The 20,806-nt window shown below is 51.1% G+C and carries 20 protein-coding genes; 11 read left to right on the top strand and 9 right to left on the bottom strand.

The genetic code is table 11. From position 1 onward, the window contains the following. The first annotated feature begins 4 nt into the window (after positions 1-4). The 7 genes from PSCS_RS12795 to PSCS_RS16480 are packed head-to-tail and all read left to right on the top strand — an operon-like array spanning position 5 to position 6,435. The gene (locus tag PSCS_RS12795) at positions 5-913 is read left to right on the top strand and encodes a ribose-phosphate diphosphokinase (RefSeq protein WP_317621811.1); all 909 of its coding nucleotides are present in this window, start codon (positions 5-7) and stop codon (positions 911-913) included. Continuing rightward, positions 910-2,265 (top strand): MBL fold metallo-hydrolase, encoded by a 1,356-nt coding sequence (locus tag PSCS_RS12800; RefSeq protein ID WP_068812492.1) that lies wholly within the window; start codon positions 910-912, stop codon positions 2,263-2,265. The genes PSCS_RS12795 and PSCS_RS12800 overlap by 4 nt, the downstream gene beginning before the upstream one ends. A gap of 22 nt (positions 2,266-2,287) precedes the next feature. After that, positions 2,288-2,455, top strand: coding sequence for a hypothetical protein (locus PSCS_RS12805; protein ID WP_229694565.1), 168 nt, complete (start codon positions 2,288-2,290; stop codon positions 2,453-2,455). Positions 2,456-2,502: 47 nt separating this feature from the next. Continuing rightward, positions 2,503-2,766: a DUF5676 family membrane protein gene (locus tag PSCS_RS12810; protein ID WP_052041364.1), complete on the top strand. Its 264-nt coding sequence runs from the start codon at positions 2,503-2,505 to the stop codon at positions 2,764-2,766. 11 nt (positions 2,767-2,777) lie between these two features. Further along, positions 2,778-3,920, top strand: coding sequence for an acetate/propionate family kinase (locus tag PSCS_RS12815; RefSeq protein ID WP_068812493.1), 1,143 nt, complete (start codon positions 2,778-2,780; stop codon positions 3,918-3,920). Positions 3,921-3,956: 36 nt separating this feature from the next. Continuing rightward, positions 3,957-6,317, top strand: coding sequence for a phosphoketolase family protein (locus tag PSCS_RS12820; RefSeq protein ID WP_068812494.1), 2,361 nt, complete (start codon positions 3,957-3,959; stop codon positions 6,315-6,317). 7 nt (positions 6,318-6,324) lie between these two features. Further along, the gene (locus PSCS_RS16480) at positions 6,325-6,435 is read left to right on the top strand and encodes a ubiquinol-cytochrome c reductase iron-sulfur subunit N-terminal domain-containing protein (RefSeq protein WP_082866605.1); all 111 of its coding nucleotides are present in this window, start codon (positions 6,325-6,327) and stop codon (positions 6,433-6,435) included. 182 nt (positions 6,436-6,617) lie between these two features. Here PSCS_RS16480 and PSCS_RS12825 read toward each other — a convergent pair whose 3' ends face one another. Further along, positions 6,618-7,022: a cation transporter gene (locus PSCS_RS12825; RefSeq protein WP_068812495.1), complete on the bottom strand. Its 405-nt coding sequence runs from the start codon at positions 7,020-7,022 to the stop codon at positions 6,618-6,620. 296 nt (positions 7,023-7,318) lie between these two features. Between PSCS_RS12825 and PSCS_RS12830 the strand changes: the two genes are divergently transcribed. Then, positions 7,319-7,663: a hypothetical protein gene (locus tag PSCS_RS12830; protein ID WP_068812496.1), complete on the top strand. Its 345-nt coding sequence runs from the start codon at positions 7,319-7,321 to the stop codon at positions 7,661-7,663. A gap of 480 nt (positions 7,664-8,143) precedes the next feature. Here the strand turns inward: PSCS_RS12830 and PSCS_RS12835 are convergent, their stop codons facing one another. The 6 genes from PSCS_RS12835 to PSCS_RS12865 form a co-directional block, all read right to left on the bottom strand. Next, the gene (locus PSCS_RS12835) at positions 8,144-9,196 is read right to left on the bottom strand and encodes an IS5 family transposase (protein WP_068812497.1); all 1,053 of its coding nucleotides are present in this window, start codon (positions 9,194-9,196) and stop codon (positions 8,144-8,146) included. Positions 9,197-9,785: 589 nt separating this feature from the next. Continuing rightward, positions 9,786-10,190, bottom strand: coding sequence for a type II toxin-antitoxin system tRNA(fMet)-specific endonuclease VapC (gene vapC / locus PSCS_RS12845; protein ID WP_068812499.1), 405 nt, complete (start codon positions 10,188-10,190; stop codon positions 9,786-9,788). Then, entirely contained in the window at positions 10,190-10,420 is a 231-nt protein-coding gene (gene vapB / locus PSCS_RS12850; RefSeq protein ID WP_068812500.1) for a type II toxin-antitoxin system VapB family antitoxin, read from the bottom strand. Before vapB ends, vapC begins: the two co-directional genes overlap by 1 nt. A gap of 403 nt (positions 10,421-10,823) precedes the next feature. Further along, the gene (locus tag PSCS_RS12855; protein ID WP_068812501.1) at positions 10,824-11,102 is read right to left on the bottom strand and encodes a sll1863 family stress response protein; all 279 of its coding nucleotides are present in this window, start codon (positions 11,100-11,102) and stop codon (positions 10,824-10,826) included. Between the two features lie 115 nt (positions 11,103-11,217). Next, positions 11,218-12,159 (bottom strand): hypothetical protein, encoded by a 942-nt coding sequence (locus tag PSCS_RS12860; RefSeq protein ID WP_157885712.1) that lies wholly within the window; start codon positions 12,157-12,159, stop codon positions 11,218-11,220. Next, positions 12,131-12,772 (bottom strand): matrixin family metalloprotease, encoded by a 642-nt coding sequence (locus PSCS_RS12865; RefSeq protein ID WP_068812503.1) that lies wholly within the window; start codon positions 12,770-12,772, stop codon positions 12,131-12,133. The genes PSCS_RS12860 and PSCS_RS12865 overlap by 29 nt, the downstream gene beginning before the upstream one ends. Positions 12,773-12,945: 173 nt before the next feature. On the opposite strand from PSCS_RS12865, the gene PSCS_RS12870 reads away from it, so the two are divergent. Then, positions 12,946-15,111, top strand: coding sequence for a S1 family peptidase (locus tag PSCS_RS12870; RefSeq protein ID WP_068812504.1), 2,166 nt, complete (start codon positions 12,946-12,948; stop codon positions 15,109-15,111). On the opposite strand, the gene PSCS_RS12875 is transcribed toward PSCS_RS12870, so the two are convergent. Beyond that, positions 15,101-15,652, bottom strand: coding sequence for a tetratricopeptide repeat protein (locus PSCS_RS12875; protein WP_068812505.1), 552 nt, complete (start codon positions 15,650-15,652; stop codon positions 15,101-15,103). The genes PSCS_RS12870 and PSCS_RS12875 overlap by 11 nt on opposite strands. After that, on the bottom strand, positions 15,649-17,985 hold the full coding sequence (gene mrcB, locus PSCS_RS12880; protein ID WP_082866607.1) for a penicillin-binding protein 1B: 2,337 nt from the start codon (positions 17,983-17,985) through the stop codon (positions 15,649-15,651). The genes PSCS_RS12875 and mrcB overlap by 4 nt, the downstream gene beginning before the upstream one ends. 141 nt (positions 17,986-18,126) lie before the next feature. Between mrcB and PSCS_RS12885 the strand changes: the two genes are divergently transcribed. Then, positions 18,127-18,945, top strand: coding sequence for a class I SAM-dependent methyltransferase (locus tag PSCS_RS12885; RefSeq protein WP_068812506.1), 819 nt, complete (start codon positions 18,127-18,129; stop codon positions 18,943-18,945). An 866-nt stretch (positions 18,946-19,811) separates the two neighbouring features. Next, positions 19,812-20,798, top strand: coding sequence for a TonB-dependent receptor plug domain-containing protein (locus PSCS_RS12895; protein WP_068812508.1), 987 nt, complete (start codon positions 19,812-19,814; stop codon positions 20,796-20,798). The last annotated feature ends 8 nt before the right edge of the window (positions 20,799-20,806 follow it).

Below are 20,806 nucleotides of genomic sequence, written 5' to 3' on the forward strand. Positions count from 1 at the left end.
GGCAGTGAACAATAAACCTCCGTTGATGTTTTCCCTAAACAATCATCCGTTGGTTGAGTCACTCAGTAAAGCGATTGGTGGTCAACCTGGCGAATTTAACGCTCGGCAGTTTCCCGATGGGGAGTCCTATCTGCGTATTCAATCTGATGTAGAAAATCGCGCCTGTATTGTTCTGGCTGACCTGTCACACCCCAACACCAAATATCTGCCGTTGTTGTTTTTATTGGAAACACTGCGGGAGCTGGGAGCGTCGCAAGTGGGGTTAGTGGTGCCTTACCTCAGTTATATGCGTCAGGATCGCCGTTTTGTTGATGGGGAAGCGGTTACTTCACGTATTTTTGCCAAGTCCCTTTCTCAACATGCTGATTGGCTGGTTACGGTCGATCCACATTTGCATCGCTATCATTCCCTGGATGAAATCTATTCCATACCCAGTCGTGTTGTGCAAGGGGCTCCGGCATTAGCGCACTGGCTCAAAACGCAAAGCAACCTACTGTTGGTTGGGCCGGACAGCGAGAGTGAGCAATGGGTTGCTGAGATTGCTGCCTTTAGTCAACACCCTTTTGTGATTGGAGAAAAACAGCGCTTCGGGGATCGCCAAGTCGAAGTCATGCTGCCCGACATCAACGAATTCAAAGATAGAACGGCAGTGATTATCGATGATGTTATCTCCAGCGGGCAAACAATTCTGGAATGCGTTAAAACACTTCGGCTCAAAGGTATCGGCAACATTCAGTGTGTGGCGGTACACGGTATATTTGCCGATCACTCCGATAAAACCTTACTTGCCTCCGGCCTAAGCCAGCTGGTCACGTCCAATACTATCCCCCATTCTTCCAATGTTATTGATATCACGTCGCAACTGATTGAGCCCGTTATCAGTATGCTTAAAATGCCAGGACAATCATTATGAAAATCACCTTTATCGGTGGTACCGAGACTGTTACCGGTTCAAAATTTCTGCTGGAAACAGACACGACAACAGTCTTAGTCGATTGCGGTTTGTTCCAGGGTTACAAATGGCTGCGGGAACGCAACTGGCAAACTTTGCCTCTGGACATCGATAAGCTGGATGCGGTACTGCTCACCCACGCACATCTGGATCACTCCGGTTATATTCCGGTGCTATACAAGCGCGGCTTTCGCGGCCCGGTGTTTACCCATCACGCCACTAAGGCCCTGTGTCAGATTTTATTGGCCGACAGCGGCCATATCCAGGAGGAAGACGCCAAGTATTACAGCAAACATAAATTGGGCAAGCACGCGCACCCTGAGCCGCTTTACGACCGTCAAACGGCGGAAGCCAGCATGACGCTATTTCAGTCTGTGGAGTTTGATGAACAGATCGAGGTTGGGGATATCCGCTTTTATCTGCAGCCCGCCGGGCATATTCTCGGCGCCGCCAGCATTATCGTTGAAGCGGAAGGGAAACGAATCGGCTTTTCTGGTGATGTCGGTCGCTTCGATGATGTGCTAATGACCCCCCCTCGACCATTGCCGGAGCTGGATCTGCTGTTGATGGAGTCCACCTACGGCAACCGCCGGCACGACACCCAAGATCCGTTTCAGCAGTTGGCGGAAATTGTTAACCGTGTCGCCAAAAGCGGCGGCGTGCTGCTAGTCCCGGCCTTTGCGGTAGGGCGGGCGCAGGCCTTGCAACATCTGTTGGCGACCCTGATGGATCAGGGCGATATCCCCAAAATGCCCATCTATCTCGACAGCCCCATGGCGATCAAAGTATCGGATATTTTCTGCCAGTTCAGTGATCAGCACCGGTTGAGTCACGAGCAATGCTACCGCCTATGCGATGGCGTGACCTATACCCGCACGGTGGACGAATCGAAGGCGATTGCCGGACAGGCTTTCCCCCATATTGTTATCGCTGGCAGCGGCATGGCTACCGGGGGTCGTATTCTCCACCACTTCAAACGCCTGTTAGGCAGTTCTAAAACCACGGTACTGTTTACCGGTTATCAGGCGGGCGGCACTCGCGGCGCAAAAATGCTGGAGGGTGTTGATGGGGTTAAAATCCACGGAGGCTGGGTACCGTTGAGAGCCACTGTCAAAGTCATCTCCGGTTTGTCGGGGCACGCAGACTACCTCGAACTGACCCAGTGGTTACAGCAGTCAGCGCTGACCGATACTACTCGAATTCAACTGATTCACGGTGACCCGGAAGCCCTTGAAGGTATGCGGGTGCACTTGCAGGAGCACACCGCGTTTGCGGTGAATGTCGCGGGCTATCGTGACATTTTGCGCCTGTAATCGAAGAGATAATCCGCAAATCATGGAGGTGATAGTCGATCAACACCAGCAGGTGATTGAACTGTATCGCTATCTCGCCTCCAGGGCGGAGATCTCCTCTGCCAAAGAGTTGATGGAATCACTCCGATCGCTGGAGGAGCACGAAATGATGCGTATGGCGCAGTCTGCCAACCGGTTCGGGGATTTGTAGAGACACTAATTTCTCACAGATACACCACCATAAACGGAGGAATAATCATGACACTTAATGCGTTCAAATTCGGGATGGCCAGCGCGATTACCGCGGCGATACTGTGGCTGGCTTGCAGTCTGCTGGTGATGTTAATGCCTTCCATGATGTTGTCCATGTCCGGAGAAATGGTGCATATGCAACTGAATGAGATGGGTTGGCACTTGACTCTCACTGGTGTCGTTATCGGGCTGGTGGCCTGGTTCGTGGTAGCGGGTATCGCCGGGTGGTTGCTGGCGGCCATTTATAACCGCTTGCAGTCATCCGACTGATTATCCAGCTGATGAGCAGTTTGCCGCGCTATGACAAACCGGTTCTGTTGGTGTTGAATCCGGGTAGTTCATCCATCAAGTGGAGCACGCATAACGTCTCGGCGCTTGAATATGCGGGTGCAACGGAGCCTGTTGCTATTGGGCAAGCAGGTGTCGGCCAATCAGCTGCGCAGACTTATCCTGGCGCGCCCCCTTGGCTGATCGATGTGCTGACAAATCATGCTGTTCGCGCGGTGATTATCAGAGTCGTACACGGGGGCTCTGAATATCATAAACCTATACCCATCAACGACGATAATTTTCGGCAACTGCAAACCCTGATACCACTGGCGCCACTGCACAATAAGGCGGCCATTGAACTGATTGAGCAGCTTCGGAATACCCGATTTTCCATTCCCGTTTTTGCGATTTTCGATAGTGAGTTTTTCAGCGACCTGCCGGTGCTGTCACAGATTTATGGACTATCCGTCGCACTCACTGAGAAATATCGATTACGCCGTTACGGGTTTCACGGTTTTGCTCATGAGTCCATGGTCAAACAGTGGGAGACAGTGAATCCCGATATCGAACACTACACCCTGGTGACTGCGCAACTGGGAAGCGGCTGTTCCATGGCTGCCATCCGCGATGGCAAACCAGTCGATACCACCATGGGCTTTACGCCCAATGAAGGGTTGTTGATGCGCACGCGCAGCGGAGATATCGATCCCGGATTGCTGACTTGGTTGCAGCGGCAGGAGGGTTGGACGCCCGAGGATACCGACAGGGTTCTCAATTGCGAATCCGGCTGGCGGGGTTTGTCCGGCGGAATCGATAACATGGCGGATTTGTTTGCGAGCGAACAGTTTCAACACCAGCTGGCGTTTGATTTTTTCCGTTATCGATTCCAGAAAACACTGGGCGCGTATTTCGCCATTCTGGGCGGGCTGGACGGTATCGTGCTTAGCGGCGGTATTGCGGAAAACAACGTCGATATTTGCTGCCGCTTGTTGTCCGGTCTTTCCCACTTGGGTATTGCATTAAAAGAGCCTCTGGTTCAGTCTGCTTTACCACTGATTTTATCGCAACCAGCATCACCAGTGCAGTGTTGGGTGGTGGCCGCCGATGAGGCGGATTCTATGTTGCGCTCCATACAACACCACTTTTCTTTTTAGAATGAATTTCAGTCGTTGACTGATTGAGGAAATTCCATGTATGCCATAGATCAACAAAACGATCATCGGACACAACAGCGGGCAAAGTTATATCGAGATACCTATCCCTCCTTTGCGCGCTGGGCGGAAGGTTATGGTGTGATCCAACACCGGGACGAAACGCAGGTGAGAGTGTTCGATCTTTGCCAGCAACTGCTGTGTACAGGACGGTTTAAACAGATCGATGAAGTGCTGGATATATTGTCTGCCGCAGATCGCCTTGCCAGCGCGTCCATGTGGTTGGTGGTGCATATGACCTATAGCAACAGAGTGGATTTCAGCGGCAGCGCACTCGGGCCATCAGATTTTAAAACTAACCCTCAGGGGCATACCGGCGGCTCCCTGAATATGGTGCCTGCCTATGTGGGCTATATGGCTGCCAATCGCCTGGCCGGTATCACCCGCAGTTGGTTGATGGGACAAGGGCACTGTGTGGCCGCCATCGATTCGGTCAACGTGCTGTTGCAAAACCTCTATCCGGAGCAGTCTGAACGCTATCCGTTGAGTGAACAGGGGCTGACACAGCTAGCGCAGGATTTTTACAGCTACGCCATAACGGATGATGGTCGCCCCGGCGTTCCTCTGGGTAGCCATGTGAGTCCTCACACCGCCGGTGGCCTGATTGAGGGCGGCTATTTGGGCTTCGCTGAACTGCAATACGTGCATATGCCCTTATCCGGCGAAAGGCTAGTGGCGTTTTTAAGTGACGGTGCCTTTGAAGAACAGCGCGGTAGCGACTGGGCCAGCCGCTGGTGGCGCGCCGAGGATTGCGGGCTGGTGACACCGGTGATGATTGCCAATGGCAGGCGCATTGACCAGCGTTCCACAATGTATCAGCAAGGTGGTTTGTCCTGGTTTTACGAACATCTGGAACACAATGATTTTCACCCCATCGCCATCGACGGGCGTGATCCGGCGGCGTTTGTCTGGGGTATTTTTGAATCCGAAGCGCGGCTGGAAGCCTGCAGCGCGCACATCCGTGAAGGCCATATGCACTATCCGGTGAAGCTGCCTTACCTAATAGCGGAAACAGAAAAAGGCTACGGCTTTTACGGTGCCGGTACCAATGCCGCCCACGGCACGCCCCTACCGGGTAACCCCAGTATTGATGAACACTCCCGCAACTTGTTTAACGAACATGCGGCCAAATTATTTCTTCCGCGAAGTGAGCTGGAACTGGCTATCTCACAAATTGCGCAGCATGAGGCCGATAATCGCGTATCAGAAAAACATCATGCCCTGTGTATGCGCAACGTCATGCTTCAATCTCCCACAGAACCACAATGGCAAACCGAGGGCGACCCGATATCGCCGATGGCAGCGGTGGACGCGCGATTCTGCGAATGGCACCTTGGTAATCCCGATAGGCGGGTCCGTATCGGCAACCCGGATGAGCTGAGTAGCAACCGGATGGGCAAGACACTGGATTTGCTCAAGCACCGGGTGCTGAAGCCAGAACAGGGTGTGGCCGAATCCATTCACGGCTCGGTGATTACCGCACTCAATGAAGAGGCGGTCGTAAACGCGGCGCTGGGAAACAAAGGCGGTCTGAACCTGGTGGTGAGCTATGAAGCCTTCGCCATGAAAATGATCGGTGCACTGCGCCAGGAAATCATTTTTGCGCGCCATCAAAAAGCGCTGGGGCGACCGCCGGGCTGGCTGTCGGTGCCGGTGATTGCCACCTCGCATCTATGGGAGAACGGAAAGAATGAACAATCCCATCAGGATTCCGCCTTTGGCGAGGTACTGCTGGGGGAAATGAGCGATATGGCGAGAGTTGTGTATCCCGCCGATGCCAATAGTGCTGTCGCCTGCCTCGATGCCTGTTACCAGACCCAGGGTCAAATCTGGGGGATGACGATTCCCAAAAATGACGTTGTTACAGTATTCACACCCAAGCAGGCAGCCCAGTTGGCAGAGCAGGGCGCATTGACGTTGGATAAGACTGACGGTGCACCGGTACAACTGGTCGCGGTAGGCGCCTATCAATTAGGCGTTTGTCAGGAGGTAAAACGCACTTTGTCTAAACAAGGTATTCAATGCCGCATAACGTACCTGTTGGAACCGGGTCGCTTTCGCCAACCGCGAGACCTTTATGAGCAGACTTATGTCAGCGATGTGGCTGCCCACACGAGCCTGTTTCCCGATGACATTCGTTTGCGAATTTTTGTATCACACCTGCGACCGGAAATATTGCTGGGTGTCTGCCGCCCTCTGGATCTTGGCGTTGATCGATGTATCGCTTTTGGATACTGCAATCAAGGCGGCACTTTGGATACGTCAGGTTTATTACGAGCGAATCAGTCTGATGCGCAGTCCATTGCCACAGTGGTAAGGCAGCAAATAAACAGAGGATAGGCATGAAATGACTGAAGAGAATGAGCCTCGGCGCCGGTTCCTGATAGGAGCCACCTCCGTTGTTGCAGGTGCGGGTGTGGTCGAAATCGCCGAACCCTTTTCTCTATCTAGGCTCTAGCTGTCAAACACGATTCGACACGATCTACACAGGCAGCCTATCGAGTCCTCAATTAAGGGATATTTACGCCCCGCTTGATGGTTCTATTGTAAACGGGGGAATTAACGTGTTGTTCAAGGTAGTGCTCATCATAGAAGCACGTAAAAATGTCCAACGTGATAATTTTTAAGCTGAAGAATGCGTCAGGCACCGTTTAATACGATGAAACCAATAATAAAACCAATCACCATGTCTGGATAACTCGATACTGGCCAGACCAACACACCGGCGAGAATGGCGCCATAGTTGGCGATAAAGTCATTGGGCGAGAAAATCCAGTTGGCATTCATATGTGAGCCGCTGATTTTTTCGCGATGGATTATTGTGAGACAAGCGATGTTGGCTGTTAACGCTTGCACCCGAAAGCCTGTCATCAATCCGGAAACATCCTCACTACACAAAAAGAAACGTCGCACGACCTCACTAAGTTCGCTCAACGCGAGCAGCATCTGTAAAAGGCCCGGCAGATGGGCTGCACGTAACTTCAAGCTGCTGGCGCGCCCCACTGCATATAGTGCCAGCCCGTAAACTGCGGCATCTGCGAACATATCTAACGAATCTACGATCAAGCCAGTAGACTACGCTATCCAGACGACTGCTAACTCTAGAGCAAACTTAGCCGCGTTGATACCTAACAACCATTTGAGTGCTCGCGATTCTCGTGCATGATCTACATGAGTTCAACCCTTATTCATTATAAACAGAAATGTGTCGTCGTCGACGACCTTATTACCAGCACTCAAGGCTGGGTCAAAACCCGCCTGCAGGAATCGTGTAGAATTTGGAGGTCTTTCTTTAGTATTGTGGTTCTGGTAAATTTATTGACGAACTCTAGGTAGATTTTATGATCAAACGCTGTTTCATTTTAGCGGTAGCGCTCATGGTTGCTTTGCAGTCAGTGACTTCTATTGCCTATGAAGAGCAGCTTCACCACGCGTCAGCAACGCACCATGAACATTCATTGGCGTCGGCTGACATCGAAAGAGAAGTGCATAAAAGCAATCCCTCTCAGAATGAGTCTCATCACTCCAGCGCTGATTGTCATCACAACCATAACTGTTTTCATATGGGTTTGGTGATACCACAGACATCTCTTCCCGCTACTGCCGAAACTTCAGTTGTACTGGTTTATCGAGCCAGCTTGCTGAAAGGCATCCACCCCCCACTACTGCGCCCTCCGATCGCCTGACTCTGCTTATATCTTCCCTGATCAGGGAATAGCTGTTTTTCAGACTTTCGTAGGAGCATTCTCATGCCTTCCATATTGCCCGTGTATGCGGGGAGATGCGCATTGCCGTATCGCATTTTTTACCTATTGTTGTGGGCGGCTATTGTATATCCGCTCAATGTCATTTGAGGGAATATATAGTGGCGGATAACAAACCAGTTGAGCTTGCATATCATTGGGTTCCAACAGAGCAGCGACCTCTGTACGATGCTGCTGTTGATAGTCTGTCACTAGATTACTGCCTTAAAGAAATTGAGCAGTGTTCTAGCAGGCCGTTGAAAAATTAACGTATTTGCCCGGTTTCGACGCCGAACACATTTTATTGATCATCAATTTTTTCATAGCCATATTAATTTGTACTGTTCATTTATGATGCGTTTTTTGTCACTTTATCGGGTCCAGTGGTCATTATTCGACCTCTGTAGCCACGTTTCCGGCCTCTCAAGCCATCAACCGCTTCATGCGGGTGATATTGTACGCCGCAGCCGTAAAGCGGAAGATCCAGGACACCTTGTCCCGACCACAGTGGCGAAGTTTTCGCATCAACCCTATGTCTTTCATCCAGCCAAAACATTCTTCAATCTGTTTGCGTTTTACCTGGCTGATCTGATAACCCGTTGTACCCGTCGTGCGTTTGTCAATCTGACTGCGACTGCTTTTGGCAGCCACGTGTGGTGTAATCTTCAGCGCCCTGCAACCTTGCACAAATTCTCCTGTGTCATAACCCTTGTCGGCACCAACTGTCATTCCAGGTCGAGTACCCAGCTGCGCCAGGATATTGATGTCCGCATCCCACTCTTTGCTGGTTCCTGCTTCAGTCACCTCAGTGCCAACGATCAACCCGTTGCGGTTCTCGGTCACAATGTGACCCATGTGACACAGTTTGCTCTCTTTCCCTTTGGACTTGCGAAACTGCTTCGCATCCGGGTCAGTCTTCGATTCATGCGTCTTGTTGCTGCGCGTTTGACCATGAAAGTCATCACCAGAATCATCGTCGTCACTGCTATCTTTAGGTCGAAACGACTTCATCGATGCGCAGGCTTCCAGCAATGTGCCGTCAACACTGAAATGCTCACGCGACATCAGCTTTTTGGCATACGCTTGTTTCTTGATAGCATCAAAAAACAGCGCGTCAATCTCATGCACCATCAACCTGTCCCGGTTTTTGGAAAAGGTCGAATGGTTCCAGACCTCATCATCCATGCCCAAGCCGACAAACCAGCGGAACATCAGGTCATAATCCAATCGCTCAACCAGCTGACGCTCGGAGCGGATTGTGAACAATACCTGCAACAACATCGCTCTGATCAGCTGTTCTGGCGGAATCGACGGACGCCCCACACTGGAATACATATCATCGAAGGTGGGTGCCAGCTCTTTCAGAGCCTGATCAACAACCTTACGCACCTTTCTGATCGGATGATCGGCTGGAATCCGCGATTCCAGTGTGCGATAACTGAACAAAACGTCCTGGGGAGAAATTTCACCGCGCATCGGATTGACCCTGTTAATTCGATGACGCTATTTTCTCATAATTCGGGTTTTTCAACAGCCTGCTAGCCATCAGGTGCACGATGTCTGTGTGTTTGGATAGTAGCGACATGGTGTCCGTATAAAATGAATAAACACCAAATTTGCCTCCCGCCTCGAATTTTCTGAGGCAGGCGAGGTTATTTAAGAAATAGTGTTAGCTGAGTGATTCTTACCTCTAAAAATCGATTTGGGAGAAAATCGATTAGCTATCGCTTTCAGATCGATTTTTATTTAGTTCGTTGAAATAATTTCCAAGCATCTCAACCATCAACTTGTCATCAATTACTTTTGCGTTGCGAAGCGCAATGATCAATCTTTCGGTCTCGTCAGGAATTACATCATCACCCGATAGCCTAGTGATAATTCTAGCTAGACTGGAGTGATTCGATGTCTCGATTTGAACGTTGCGCTCTATTGCTAATCTAGCTACGAAAGACTTTAGACCACTTTTGGGAATTTCTGTCATTACACCTGCAACTATAACCACTGTCTGATTCGCCACAATTTTAATAGACGCGCTGAGTGTTCGAAGGAACTGGTGCAGCTCGGACTATCTGTCTACCCAGTTTGCCAGCCTGACTCCCGGCGCATGTTTAAACTGCTTGGTGTTGTTGGTGACGATCACCAGTCCCTGAGATCGAGCATGGCCGGCAATCATTTCGTCATAGGGCCCTATCGGGCGTCCAATCTTTTTTAACTCTGCCCTGAGCTGACCGGTATGAATTGCCGCATCGGTATCATAAGGCAGTATCTCAAGGCGGGCCGCGAACCCTTCGATGTCACGCAGATTTCGCTCGACAGCGGCAGAGGCTTCGGCGCCGTAGATCAGCTCCAGGAGTGTGATTGAAGAAATACACATCTGGCCATCATGGGCCTTGAATGCCTGACGTACCTCGTCCGGTTTGTTCTTTATGGTATAAATCGCGATATTTGTGTCAAGCATGTACTTCAGCATTAAAGTGACTCACGCTCTTGGTGGGCTGGCTGCTTGCGCTCTTCCATAAAGTCTTCGGACACACCCTCAGCGTCAAACCAGGTATCCCAGGACTCACCCGCAGGGGTAATGATGCGTGTGCGGCCTATCATTACAATATCTACCTGTTTGACGTTGTCAGGGTAGGCAATGGGTTTAGGAAGACGCAGCGCTTGGCTTTTGTTGCTCTTGAACAGGTTTGCTCGCTCCATTCTCAATCCTTTAACTGGCTCGGTTTTGTTTTGTGGCGAGGGTAGCTACTCCAAGATAAATTTAGTTCAGGTATATGTCAATAGTATATCCTGCGCTGGTGGGCCGCTGTCCGTCGAATTACCCTGTACAGCGAGCATCTTGTTTAAGGGTCCGGGAGTGAGGTAAATGGGTTAAATTCCTTTCCGAATATAGAATCTTGGGCTGTTTTAAGTTGTTGATTATATTGAATAAAAAACTTAGGCCTTATTCGGAAAAATTAGGTTAAGCTATTGAAATATAAGTAAAAAAGGCATGACTACGAATCAGGTGGTCGCACGTTCGAATCGTGCCGGGTGCGCCATACTTATTCAAAAAAGCCCGCTTCTAGCGGGCTTTTTTATGTCTCCAATTTCTCCCCGGGGGTTACTTAAAAAACCTCCGGAATGAAGTCTCCAAATCATCTGACAGCGTTTTGAAGCGATCAGAGAGGTCGCTGGCATTATCTTCGGTAGACTTCGACAGCTCAGACAGTTTCTGGCGGGCAACCTGCAGGTCGGCTTCCATCTGGTCAGCATGTTTTTGCGCTTCGATCTTCTCGTCAGCCTGCTTGCTTTTGGCCTGAGCCCTGAGTTGATCCAGCTTGGCTGAATATTCTTCGATCTTGGCCTGGGCTTTCTCGATGTATGCGTCTTTATTGCTCATTGATGTAGCCTCCCTGGTTGCTGTTGAAACGAATTAATCATCCTACATGAATAACTGACGAACCGGGTAGCGTTGTATTCCTGCACAGAATTTTTGACAGACCTGTATGCCTGAATCAGGGTGCAGCATTAGCGCTGGTCAATGAGAAGGTCAGATTCTCTGCATTGCTTAACCCGAACCCGGTATCAAACACCTGGCCGTCAACCATGATCAAGTCTGAATAGACGTTTGTGTTCAGATCAAATTGCCCACTACAGTCCGGTAGCTCAAAATTCTCATTAAGTGCACCAGCCGTATTGAATGCTCTGATGTCTGCTACCTGGATCAAACCGGTGGCCAAATCCAATACTGAGAAGTTGATGTCAAAGCGTTCGATACCGTCCAGGTTGTCGGGCATACCGTTTTTCACGATCCGGACGCAGGAGTGGAGGGTTGTATTGCTTGTATCCAGAACGGCGATGTTGTTTATGTGCATATTGGCGCTATTCGGTGGAGTAACACCGTTATAGGGAGCCGGCCAGCTGCTGCTGGGTTCATAAACAGGACTGTTTGAACGATAAAAGGTCAGTAGCTTTGTGGCTGAGCCATGATATGAATTCAGGTTGGATGAAGTCACCTTGATCATGTTATCGCCCCGGAAGGAGGGTGTGACGTCCAGGCGAAGCAGGGTGCGAAAGCCTTCACCGGCGGATGTGGTGGATCCTGACCCTGGGTAGCGAGTGCTGTCATCATTGATTTCGATGAAAAAGGAATGGGTTCCGGAGTGAGTCAGGTATAAAGTTTTCCAGCCTGAAATACCGTCATCTGGTAATATCTCAGGTGCCTCCTGAGGCGACCAGAGAACACTGATTCTGTCGTTCTCCGCATCATTCGCCACAACTTTAACCTGTATACGGTTTGCAGTTCCGGTTCGGGCCACAGCAATTCTTGCAGTAGGTGGCTGGTTAAACTCCGGGTATGTGTCTACCGTGAAACTCAGTGTCTGCCAGCGCTGTTTACTGTCACTGTCATTGATATGAATTTGCCAGTTACCAGGCAAATGTTTTAGCACATCCAATTGAATCAAACCTGTCCAGTCTCAGCCATCCATCCTCACGGGTTGATTCTGTGATCGTGTTGTTATTCAACGCGCTGTCTTCAGCAGTAATACTGCTTTTTGCCAGGAAAGAGCGACTTGCCAGGGGGAGTGGCTGGTACAGCCATTCTGATTTCGGCTGCGAAGCAGAAATGGCAACTGAAGGTGGACCGTACAGTGCCTGAACTGCACGGATGTCATCTTCAGTTGGGTATTGCAGCGTATTATAGGGGTTGGCAAACATCATTGAGTTGGGGTTGTCCGAATGACCGAGCCCGAGCAGGTGATCCATTTCATGAGTCAGTGTGCGCATGGCTTTAGTCTGGTTGTCCCATCTGCTGGAGCGGCTGTTCAGCGTAATTGAACCATCCAGGTAAGGGTAATAGCGTAAGTCCGGGTCATAATTACCACGCCTTGGTGCAACCCGGGCTGAGAAGTTCTCTGCTGAACTGACCCAGGTGACACTGACGACTCGGTCCAGTCGTGATACAGAGGCAGTGATGTCATCACGGTAATTGCCAGCTTGCAGGATTTCTATCTTGATACCACTGACTTTTTCCCATCGCCCTGCAGCCTCTCTCAATAACGTCAGCATTTCGTTGCCATTGTTGAAATGAGCTGGGGAGAGTTACGTAAAGTTGCTAGCGCAGACCGGGAGCTATACGAGCCAGGCTATGGCGTGGATCAACTTGTCTATCGGACATTTGCAAGGGTTCTTGCGTATAATCGGAGAAAAGCAAAGCAAAGCAAAGCAAAGGAAGCTTCACTATGTGTTCTGACAGGTTTCATAAAGTCTCGGTAATTGCCGTTATGGTTTCACTCCTGTTTGGCATCAGTTTGAGCCATTCAGTCGTAGCGCAAGGGTTCGATGTTGACGCGCTGGCACCAGCAATTGCCCAGGTGCGCACGCCCACAGGAACCGGGTCAGGGTCGCTAATCGTTGAGGGAGACAGGGTGACGCTGCTAACCAACCGGCATGTTGTGGTTGGTTATGAGGAGGTCGAAGTCGCGGTGTTGCTGGACGTTAATGAACCAGCAGTGCCAACGTTTAAAGCGCGGTTGTTGTCATTTTCACCTGATTATGACATGGCATTATACCATGTTTATGAAGATTTGAACGGAGCAGCGGTGAGAGCTTCAGACCTGCTTGCTGGCAACCACCCTTCCGGATTTACCTTGCCCATGATCAGTCTTGCCTCAGAACAGGAAATTCTGGGTCGTGGCGAGAGCATCGCCATTCTGGGATACCCTGGTCTGGCTGATGATGAACTGGTTTACACAACCGGCATTATTTCTTCTGTGCAAATGCAAGAAATCGATAGCGCCAATGATACCAGTGTCGTGGGCTGGTATCGCACCAATGCTGAGATGTCACCAGGCAACAGTGGCGGTGTGGCCGTCAATCAGGATGGTGACATTATCGGTATTCCAACGGCTGTATACATGGAACAGACAACCGGTGGTCGCCTGGGCAGTATTCTGGCGACTCCACTGGTTCGTAACACCATGGCAAATGACGCCGAACTGCTGACGGCATGGTCAGATTACGAAAATGGCAACGGCCTTATTGCTTCTGCATTCGCCGCCTCAGGTAGTCATGAGCTGGACAGGGCCTCTTTCTCTGAAGATTTTGAAACCTACCTCTATGCCGGTGGTAACCGGGATGTCAATTACCTGGGGGGAGAGTGTGTTGGACAAGCGGCTGCCGAGCCCGATTTTCAGTTTGATGTCAAAGAGCCGCTCGGTGAAATGCTGCTGGCCTTTGCTGCTGAGGATGATGGTGATGATGCTGTACTCGTCGTCAATGACCCTTCAGGTAACTGGTACTGTAATGATGATGCTTATGACGGCAGCATGAATCCGGCGCTGTTGATGGATCTTGCTGAAAGTGGGACTTACCGGGTCTGGGTTGGCAGCTACCAGACGGGCGCTGTGTTTGGCGGTACGTTGCTGGCCAGACAGGGGAGTGATTTGTTTGATGGCGCCGGTGTGGCCCAGCCAAATAGTGGCGAGGGCAATTTTGATCTGTCTCTGGACTGGCAGGGTGAACCTCACTATGGTTCTGTTTCACTGGAAGAAGGCTTCATCCCAGATCCGCATGCAGTGAGCATCCAGGCCGGTGGCCAGGTTGATGTTGGCGCCCAGGGTTATGGCAGCAGTTGTACTGGCTATGCATCACAGAGCCCGGACTTCCAGTTTAACTGGTCAGGCGGTACAGAGGATTTACGGGTATATTTTGAATCCGATGATGGTCAGGATGCAACGCTTATCATCAATACATCAAGTGGTGAATGGCTATGCAATGATGACGCTAATAGCGATACGCTGAATCCTGAAGTGGCATTAAGCGGGCAGGCGGAAGGCCGTTTTGATGTCTGGGTAGGGCGTTATTCGCAAAGTGGTTTGATCCCTGGCACCTTGTATATATCCGAACTGGGCGGCGGGTCAGATAGTGGTAGTGCTGATGATTTTATTGCGTCACTATTTGACGATTCCGTTGAAGGTGGTCTGGACTGGTCTGCCACAGCCAATTTTGGTGAGATCGAGTTGACAGAATACTTTGTACCGGACCCTCATGAGGTGAGTGTCATCGCCGGAGGCAGTGTCGATGTGGCGGCACAGGATTATGGCAGCGAATGCATGGGGTATGCGTCGAGATCACCAGATGTCACACTAAGATGGAATGGCTCCACTGATGATTTGAATGTGTACTTTGTTGCGGATGATGGTGACGAGGATGCGACGCTGATTGTCAATACTTCGACTGGTGGGTGGGTATGTAATGATGATGCCCATGCACTGACACTGAACCCGCAGGTGTATCTAACGGACAGTTCAGAAGGTCGGTTCGATATCTGGCTCGGTACCTATGATGAGAACGGGGCTGTATCCGGAACCCTGTATATATCAGAGCTTGAAAAACTTATTCCCTGAGTCTTGCAATGGAGTCGAGCAGCGACTCGATTTCCCGGCGTAGCCCCCGGTCAGCGCCAGTCATGCTGAGGGCACGTCGTGCCAGGCCATCAGCTTCGCCATAGCGTTGTTGCAGGCTGCGTATGCGTGCCAACTCGTACCAGACCACGGGGTCACGAGGAGATATGCTCAGGGCGCGTTCAGTGATTGCGGCGGCTCTTTCCAGTTCACCCGCTTGTGCGGCACTGCGTGCAGAGGTCAGCAGTGAACCAGTGGGTGATGTATCACGAGGGTTAGCCAGTGGACTATCCTGTGGTGGCTGAGAGTTCCTGGTCTCGTCGATAGCTCCGGTATCTGCAGACGGGCTGGCAACTCCTGTAGCTGTACTTTCATAGACCTGTCGTTCACTGCTGCTGTTTGAGCCATTATCAGACACGATAGCGGGCTGGCTGCGCTCGACTGGCGCAGGTCCCTGGGAGCCTGGCCCATAAACTCGATCATAAGTGGCGCAGGCAGACAGCAAAGCCATTAATGAAACGATTAATGGTTTGATCAATATCATCGGGTAATACTCCTTACCTGGCCAAAGAACCTGTCCAGCAATGATCCGGATGACTCGCAATCCACAGAGGGTTGAGGTAATACCGAAGGCGAAAAAGGCAGCGATTGAGCCTGGCTGCAGTCCTGATTGATACGGTCCTGGGTTGGCACCGGCGCGACCCGGTGCCAGACAATACTTTCCGGTGCCGGTGTGTATCGGGGTTGTATGTTTAATCCAGCCATCAGATCGGTCCAAACTGGAAGAGCGCCTGTCGCGCCACTTAGACCTGTATCAACGTTCTCGTCATGGCCCAGCCAGACCACACCCATCAGGTTGCTGCCATAGCCGACAAACCAGCTATCTCTTAAATCATTGGTGGTTCCTGTTTTGCCTGCTAACGGGAGCTGGTTGCCCAGCTTTTTCTTGGCACTTTCAGCGGTGCCTTGATAGAACACCGACTGCATGGTGTGTTCGAGCAGGAACATCGTTTCCGGGTCGGTTATCGGTGTTGATTCGACACCGTATCGTTGCAGGGGCTGTCCCTCACCGGAGGTCACTGCAACCACGGCTCGCAAGGGTGAGTAGTACCCCCCGCTGGTTAAACTTTGATACACCTGTGCGACTTCCAGTGGAGACATTTCCAGTGCACCCAGCAGTACCGAAGGGTAGGGGTTGGCATCACCTTTATAGCCGGCTCGTTCCAGCATCCGTATAACACGGTGTACACCCAGTTCCATGCCCAGGTCGACTGTTGCCAGGTTTAATGACCGGTAAAGGGCTTCATGTAAATAGACATTACCGTCATATTCGCGGTTGTAGTTTGAAGGGGACCAGATGTCACCATTATCGAGTTCAATCTCGACAGGGCGGTCATCCAGAATCGACGCCAGGGAATACCGCCCAGAGTCCAGCGCGGCCAGATAAACGAATGGCTTGATCAGTGAGCCGATTTGCCTTTTGGCGTTGAGTGCCCGGTTAAAGCCTCTGTCGTCAGGGTCGCGACCGCCGCTTATGGCCCTGACCTCACCAGTGCTGGCATCAGTGATAATGGTAGCAGCCTGAAGCTGGTCAGCTGTGGCTGAGTCGATTTCTACTGAGTCGACGGCACGCTGGATACGTTGCTCGACCTGTTCCTGGATGCCTACATCAAGCGTGGTAAAGATGCGTAACCCGGAACGGCGCAGTGACTCAATGTCATACTCACGGGCCAGGTTGTCCTGTACCAGTGCCATAAAGGCAGGGTAGGCGTTGCTGCGTGACCGGGGGCGCTCAATGACATCCAGAGAAGCACGCGCAGCAAGTTCCCGCTCCCGTTCGGTAATGAGACCTTGGGTGGCCATTTGTGACAGTACCGTATTGCGACGCTCGATTGCCCGTTGTGGATTTCGACGCGGATTATAGAGTGAAGGTGCTTGCGGCATTCCGGCCAGAAGTGCAAATTCTGACAAAGAGAGCTGGTCAAGCCGACGACCGAAGTAGAATTCAGCCGCTAAGGAAAAACCGTGGATGGCACGGTTGCCTTGTTGCCCCAAAAACACCTCGTTCATATAACCTTCGAGGATTTGCGCTTTGCTGAAATGGATTTCCAGGGCAATGGCCATTATGGCTTCTTCTGCTTTCCGGGCCAGCGTCTGGTCACGGTGCAGGTAGAGGTTCTTGACTAACTGCTGGGTCAGGGTGCTGCCACCCTGGACAATGCCTCCGGCTCGGATATTGGCCAGCATGGCTCTGGCGATGCCTTGCAGGTCGACACCGAAATGGGAGTAGAAGCGGCGGTCTTCAATAGCAACCACGGCATCGATCAGCTGTTGAGGCACGTCTTCCAGGCTCATCGGCAGGCGGTCCTGGCCGGTTTCCGGGTTGATCTGGGCTATTTCCAAAGGCTCCAGTCTCATCAGAGGTACCGGGTCGCCACGACTGTCAGTCAGCCGGCTGATGGAATTTCCGGCATATTGCAAATTGACCAGCCGCTCGGGCTCAGGGCCATCCCAGAACTGAAAGCCACGTGTATAAAGTTCAAATTGATTGCCTAACTCCCTGAATTCACCCGGGTTGTTAGGAACGTCACTTTCCCGGTACCCCAGATCGATCAGCGTTGACCTTAGCTGCTCTGGCGGCAGGGACATGCCAGGGTACAACTCGTGTGCTTTGGCATAAATACGCGCAGGTAATTCCCATTGCAGCTGACCAAAACTGGTACGGATCTGGTAATCAGTCCAAAGGAGCCAGCCTGCGGCGACAAGCACAGCAGGCAGAGCAATCCATTTGAATAGCCAGCGTTTAAAAGAAAACTGCTTTTTGGCTTTCCGAGTGTTTCTGGTTGGTTTTTTCGAGCGGGTACGTCGTTTGGTCATGAGCTCAGCTTAATGGGTATATCGGTGGCATTGTATCAGTAACGTGGTTGCTTGCTGAAAAATTCCTCAAAAAATACTGCAGTTGTAAATGTTCTCTGATAGAGTTTTTTCAATTATTCCAACCTGATGAGGTTATTTGATATGCAGATTCGTTACCTGGGTTTGACTGCCGCTATTGCCGGTATGAGTTTGTCGTCGCCATTACTGGCTGATGATACGGAAAAACTGGAGTCCCTGATTGCTGCGGATCACCGTAGCGAGGCTAACATTGCCCGTAATGAATACCGCCACCCTGTTGAAACACTAGAGTTTTTGGGGCTGGAGTCGGGGATGACTGTGGTTGAGATATTGCCCGGTGGTGGATGGTATACAGAAATTTTGGCTCCTTTCCTCAAGAGCAATGGTCAATATTATGCGGCGCACTTTTCACCTAACGGTACGTTGTCGTATCAGCCTCCCGCGCTAATGCGATTCCAGGACAAGTTGGCTGAAAACCCCGAAGTCTATGGTGAAACCACTATCACCCATCTGAACCCTCCCTATGCAACGTATATAGCACCGCCAGGGTCGGCAGATCTGGCCCTGACTTTCCGCAATGTGCATAACTGGATCATGGCTGGCACACAGCATGAACATTTTGAGACCTTTTACAAAGCTGTCAAACCCGGCGGTGTATTGGGTGTGGTCGAGCATCGCGCGCCTGAGGGTAGCAGCATGGAATTCATGAGCACGTCCGGTTATGTGACTCAGGATTATGTCATTGAACTGGCAGAAGCTGCTGGATTCGAGTTTGTTGACAGTGCTGAAATTAACGCCAATCCCAGCGACACAAAAGATTATGCACGCGGCGTGTGGACCCTGCCACCGACACTGCAATTGGGCGATCAGGATCGTGAGGACTACCTGGCAATCGGCGAAAGTGACCGCATGACACTGAAATTCCGCAAACCGGAGATGTAATCGCATCGCGATGAAATACCACAAGGCAGAGAGGTACCAACGTCACCAATCAAAGCAAAGGGTGCGCTGATTTGTCGCATTCTTTTGTATGCCAGTCTGTGAAATGATACTGGCACTGGATACAACGTGGACCTCCCCCCGTCTCTGGGTGGATTAAGGCTGGCGCCTTCGCGCCAGCCTTTTTTTTAGCCAACAAACCCCAGACACAACGAACACAGCACAAGGGAAGGGCATCACACCACGCATCGCAGCCAGTGAGACCACGCTTTGCCTGGCACCCTTCACCCGAAAGAGCAGCCGAACTGTTTGAGCCGTCAGGCGAGTTTTCGGCTGCCGGGTGAAGGGTGCCAGGCAGTGGTCGGTTGCGATGCGTGGTGTGATGCCCTGACCGCTGTTCGAAAGTGCAGGCGGACTGTCTGAAGCCGTCAGGCTGAGTTTCTGCCCGCCGAGCGACAAGCGGTATGCTGTGGTCGTCTGCCATCTGAGCTATGATGCCCTGACCGCTCTCAACCGAGTTTTCGGCTGCCGGGTGAATGGTGCCAGGCAGTGGTCGGTTGCGATGCGTGGTGTGATGCCCTGACCGCTCCCACCCAATGTAACCATACTGTCACGATGTAGTGTTACCTTTCTTCTTGCTTTCAAGATCTACCTAATACCTGAGAAGCACTGATATTGGGCGTTACAGTCACTATGTGGTGATATGTATCACTAGAGTGTCGGTAAGTGACATTCAATTGTTACTATTTTAAACAATCCTTGATTCCCCCTTTTCGATACCTAAAATACCGCGCTTCGGTCAGAAGACGGGCATGTGTCTTTTTGCTTTTTAATGCCTGCACGACCGGTACATACCATCAGGGGGTTTCATGAAAACGTTTAACAATAATTTTAAACGCAGCAAGAAAGCGATGATTCGTTCATTCGTTGCTGCTTGTGTTGCATCTTCTGCCACGCTGCCAGCTATGGTTGTGGCTCAGTCAGATACACCGGAAGTTGAAGAAGTCGTTGTTACCGGCTCTTACATTAGAAATTCTGCATTTGCAGGTGCTTCTCCCGTAGACTCAGTGACACAGTCTGACCTGCTAGAGTCTGGCGCACCGGCAATGGGTCAATACATCCGTGACCTGCCTTACACGCAAAACACTGACGTTGTTGCTAACGTAAACTCAACTCAAAACGGCCAGCAGGACTCAAACGCTGCCCGCTTCAATTTGCGCGGTCTGGGTACCAACAGCACGCTGACACTGGTTGACGGTGTTCGCTCTGTGAATGATGGCGCGGTTGCTTCGTTGCTGCCAGAAATCGCCATGGAGCGTCTGGAAGTGGTTCTGGATGGTGGTTCAGCCCTGTACGGCTCCGATGCTGTTGCAGGTGTGGTGAATTTGCTGCCGGTTAAAGAATTCGACGGGTTCCGCGTCCGTACTTATTACCAGACCGATGAAGAAACCAGCTTTGACGAGCCAAAAATCGGTTTACTCTGGGGTCGTTCTTTTGACAATGATGTGAACTGGGTAGCATCTTTCCAGGCTTCCAAAAAGACACCTGTACTGCGTACAGAGCGTCCTGAGTACCTTGAGTTTGATATCTCCGAATCATCATCAGGTAACCCAGGCAATTTCCAGGCAGCCGCTGGCGGACTGGGCGATGGTGGTACTGGTGCACTGATGCGTGATCCTTCTTGTGGTACGTTCAATGAAGGTAACGAAGATAAAACAGAGTCTGGCGCTTTCCCAAGCGGTCAACCTTATGGTTCGACAACTTGCCTGTTTCACTACGGTACGCAACACGACTACGCGCGCGGTAATGTAGATTATACGTTCTACAATAACGTTACCTGGGAACCAACCAACTGACTGCAGTT

This window comes from Pseudohongiella nitratireducens, assembly GCF_001642735.1.
In the GTDB taxonomy this organism is placed as follows: Bacteria; Pseudomonadota; Gammaproteobacteria; order Pseudomonadales; family Pseudohongiellaceae; genus Pseudohongiella; species Pseudohongiella nitratireducens.

Excerpts from the sequence above, each read along its gene's own strand:
- PSCS_RS12870 (WP_068812504.1), top strand. The coding sequence starts at position 12,946 with ATGTGTTCTGACAGGTTTCATAAAGTCTCGGTAATTGCCGTTATGGTT.
- PSCS_RS12820 (WP_068812494.1), top strand. The coding sequence starts at position 3,957 with ATGTATGCCATAGATCAACAAAACGATCATCGGACACAACAGCGGGCA.
- mrcB (WP_082866607.1), bottom strand. The coding sequence starts at position 17,985 with ATGACCAAACGACGTACCCGCTCGAAAAAACCAACCAGAAACACTCGG.
- PSCS_RS12895 (WP_068812508.1), top strand. The coding sequence starts at position 19,812 with ATGAAAACGTTTAACAATAATTTTAAACGCAGCAAGAAAGCGATGATT.
- PSCS_RS12815 (WP_068812493.1), top strand. The coding sequence starts at position 2,778 with ATGAGCAGTTTGCCGCGCTATGACAAACCGGTTCTGTTGGTGTTGAAT.
- vapB (WP_068812500.1), bottom strand. The coding sequence starts at position 10,420 with ATGGAGCGAGCAAACCTGTTCAAGAGCAACAAAAGCCAAGCGCTGCGT.
- PSCS_RS12800 (WP_068812492.1), top strand. The coding sequence starts at position 910 with ATGAAAATCACCTTTATCGGTGGTACCGAGACTGTTACCGGTTCAAAA.
- PSCS_RS12835 (WP_068812497.1), bottom strand. The coding sequence starts at position 9,196 with ATGCGCGGTGAAATTTCTCCCCAGGACGTTTTGTTCAGTTATCGCACA.
- PSCS_RS12885 (WP_068812506.1), top strand. The coding sequence starts at position 18,127 with ATGCAGATTCGTTACCTGGGTTTGACTGCCGCTATTGCCGGTATGAGT.
- PSCS_RS12865 (WP_068812503.1), bottom strand. The coding sequence starts at position 12,772 with ATGCTGACGTTATTGAGAGAGGCTGCAGGGCGATGGGAAAAAGTCAGT.
- vapC (WP_068812499.1), bottom strand. The coding sequence starts at position 10,190 with ATGCTGAAGTACATGCTTGACACAAATATCGCGATTTATACCATAAAG.
- PSCS_RS12875 (WP_068812505.1), bottom strand. The coding sequence starts at position 15,652 with ATGATATTGATCAAACCATTAATCGTTTCATTAATGGCTTTGCTGTCT.
- PSCS_RS16480 (WP_082866605.1), top strand. The coding sequence starts at position 6,325 with ATGACTGAAGAGAATGAGCCTCGGCGCCGGTTCCTGATAGGAGCCACC.
- PSCS_RS12855 (WP_068812501.1), bottom strand. The coding sequence starts at position 11,102 with ATGAGCAATAAAGACGCATACATCGAGAAAGCCCAGGCCAAGATCGAA.
- PSCS_RS12810 (WP_052041364.1), top strand. The coding sequence starts at position 2,503 with ATGACACTTAATGCGTTCAAATTCGGGATGGCCAGCGCGATTACCGCG.
- PSCS_RS12805 (WP_229694565.1), top strand. The coding sequence starts at position 2,288 with ATGGAGGTGATAGTCGATCAACACCAGCAGGTGATTGAACTGTATCGC.
- PSCS_RS12830 (WP_068812496.1), top strand. The coding sequence starts at position 7,319 with ATGATCAAACGCTGTTTCATTTTAGCGGTAGCGCTCATGGTTGCTTTG.
- PSCS_RS12825 (WP_068812495.1), bottom strand. The coding sequence starts at position 7,022 with ATGTTCGCAGATGCCGCAGTTTACGGGCTGGCACTATATGCAGTGGGG.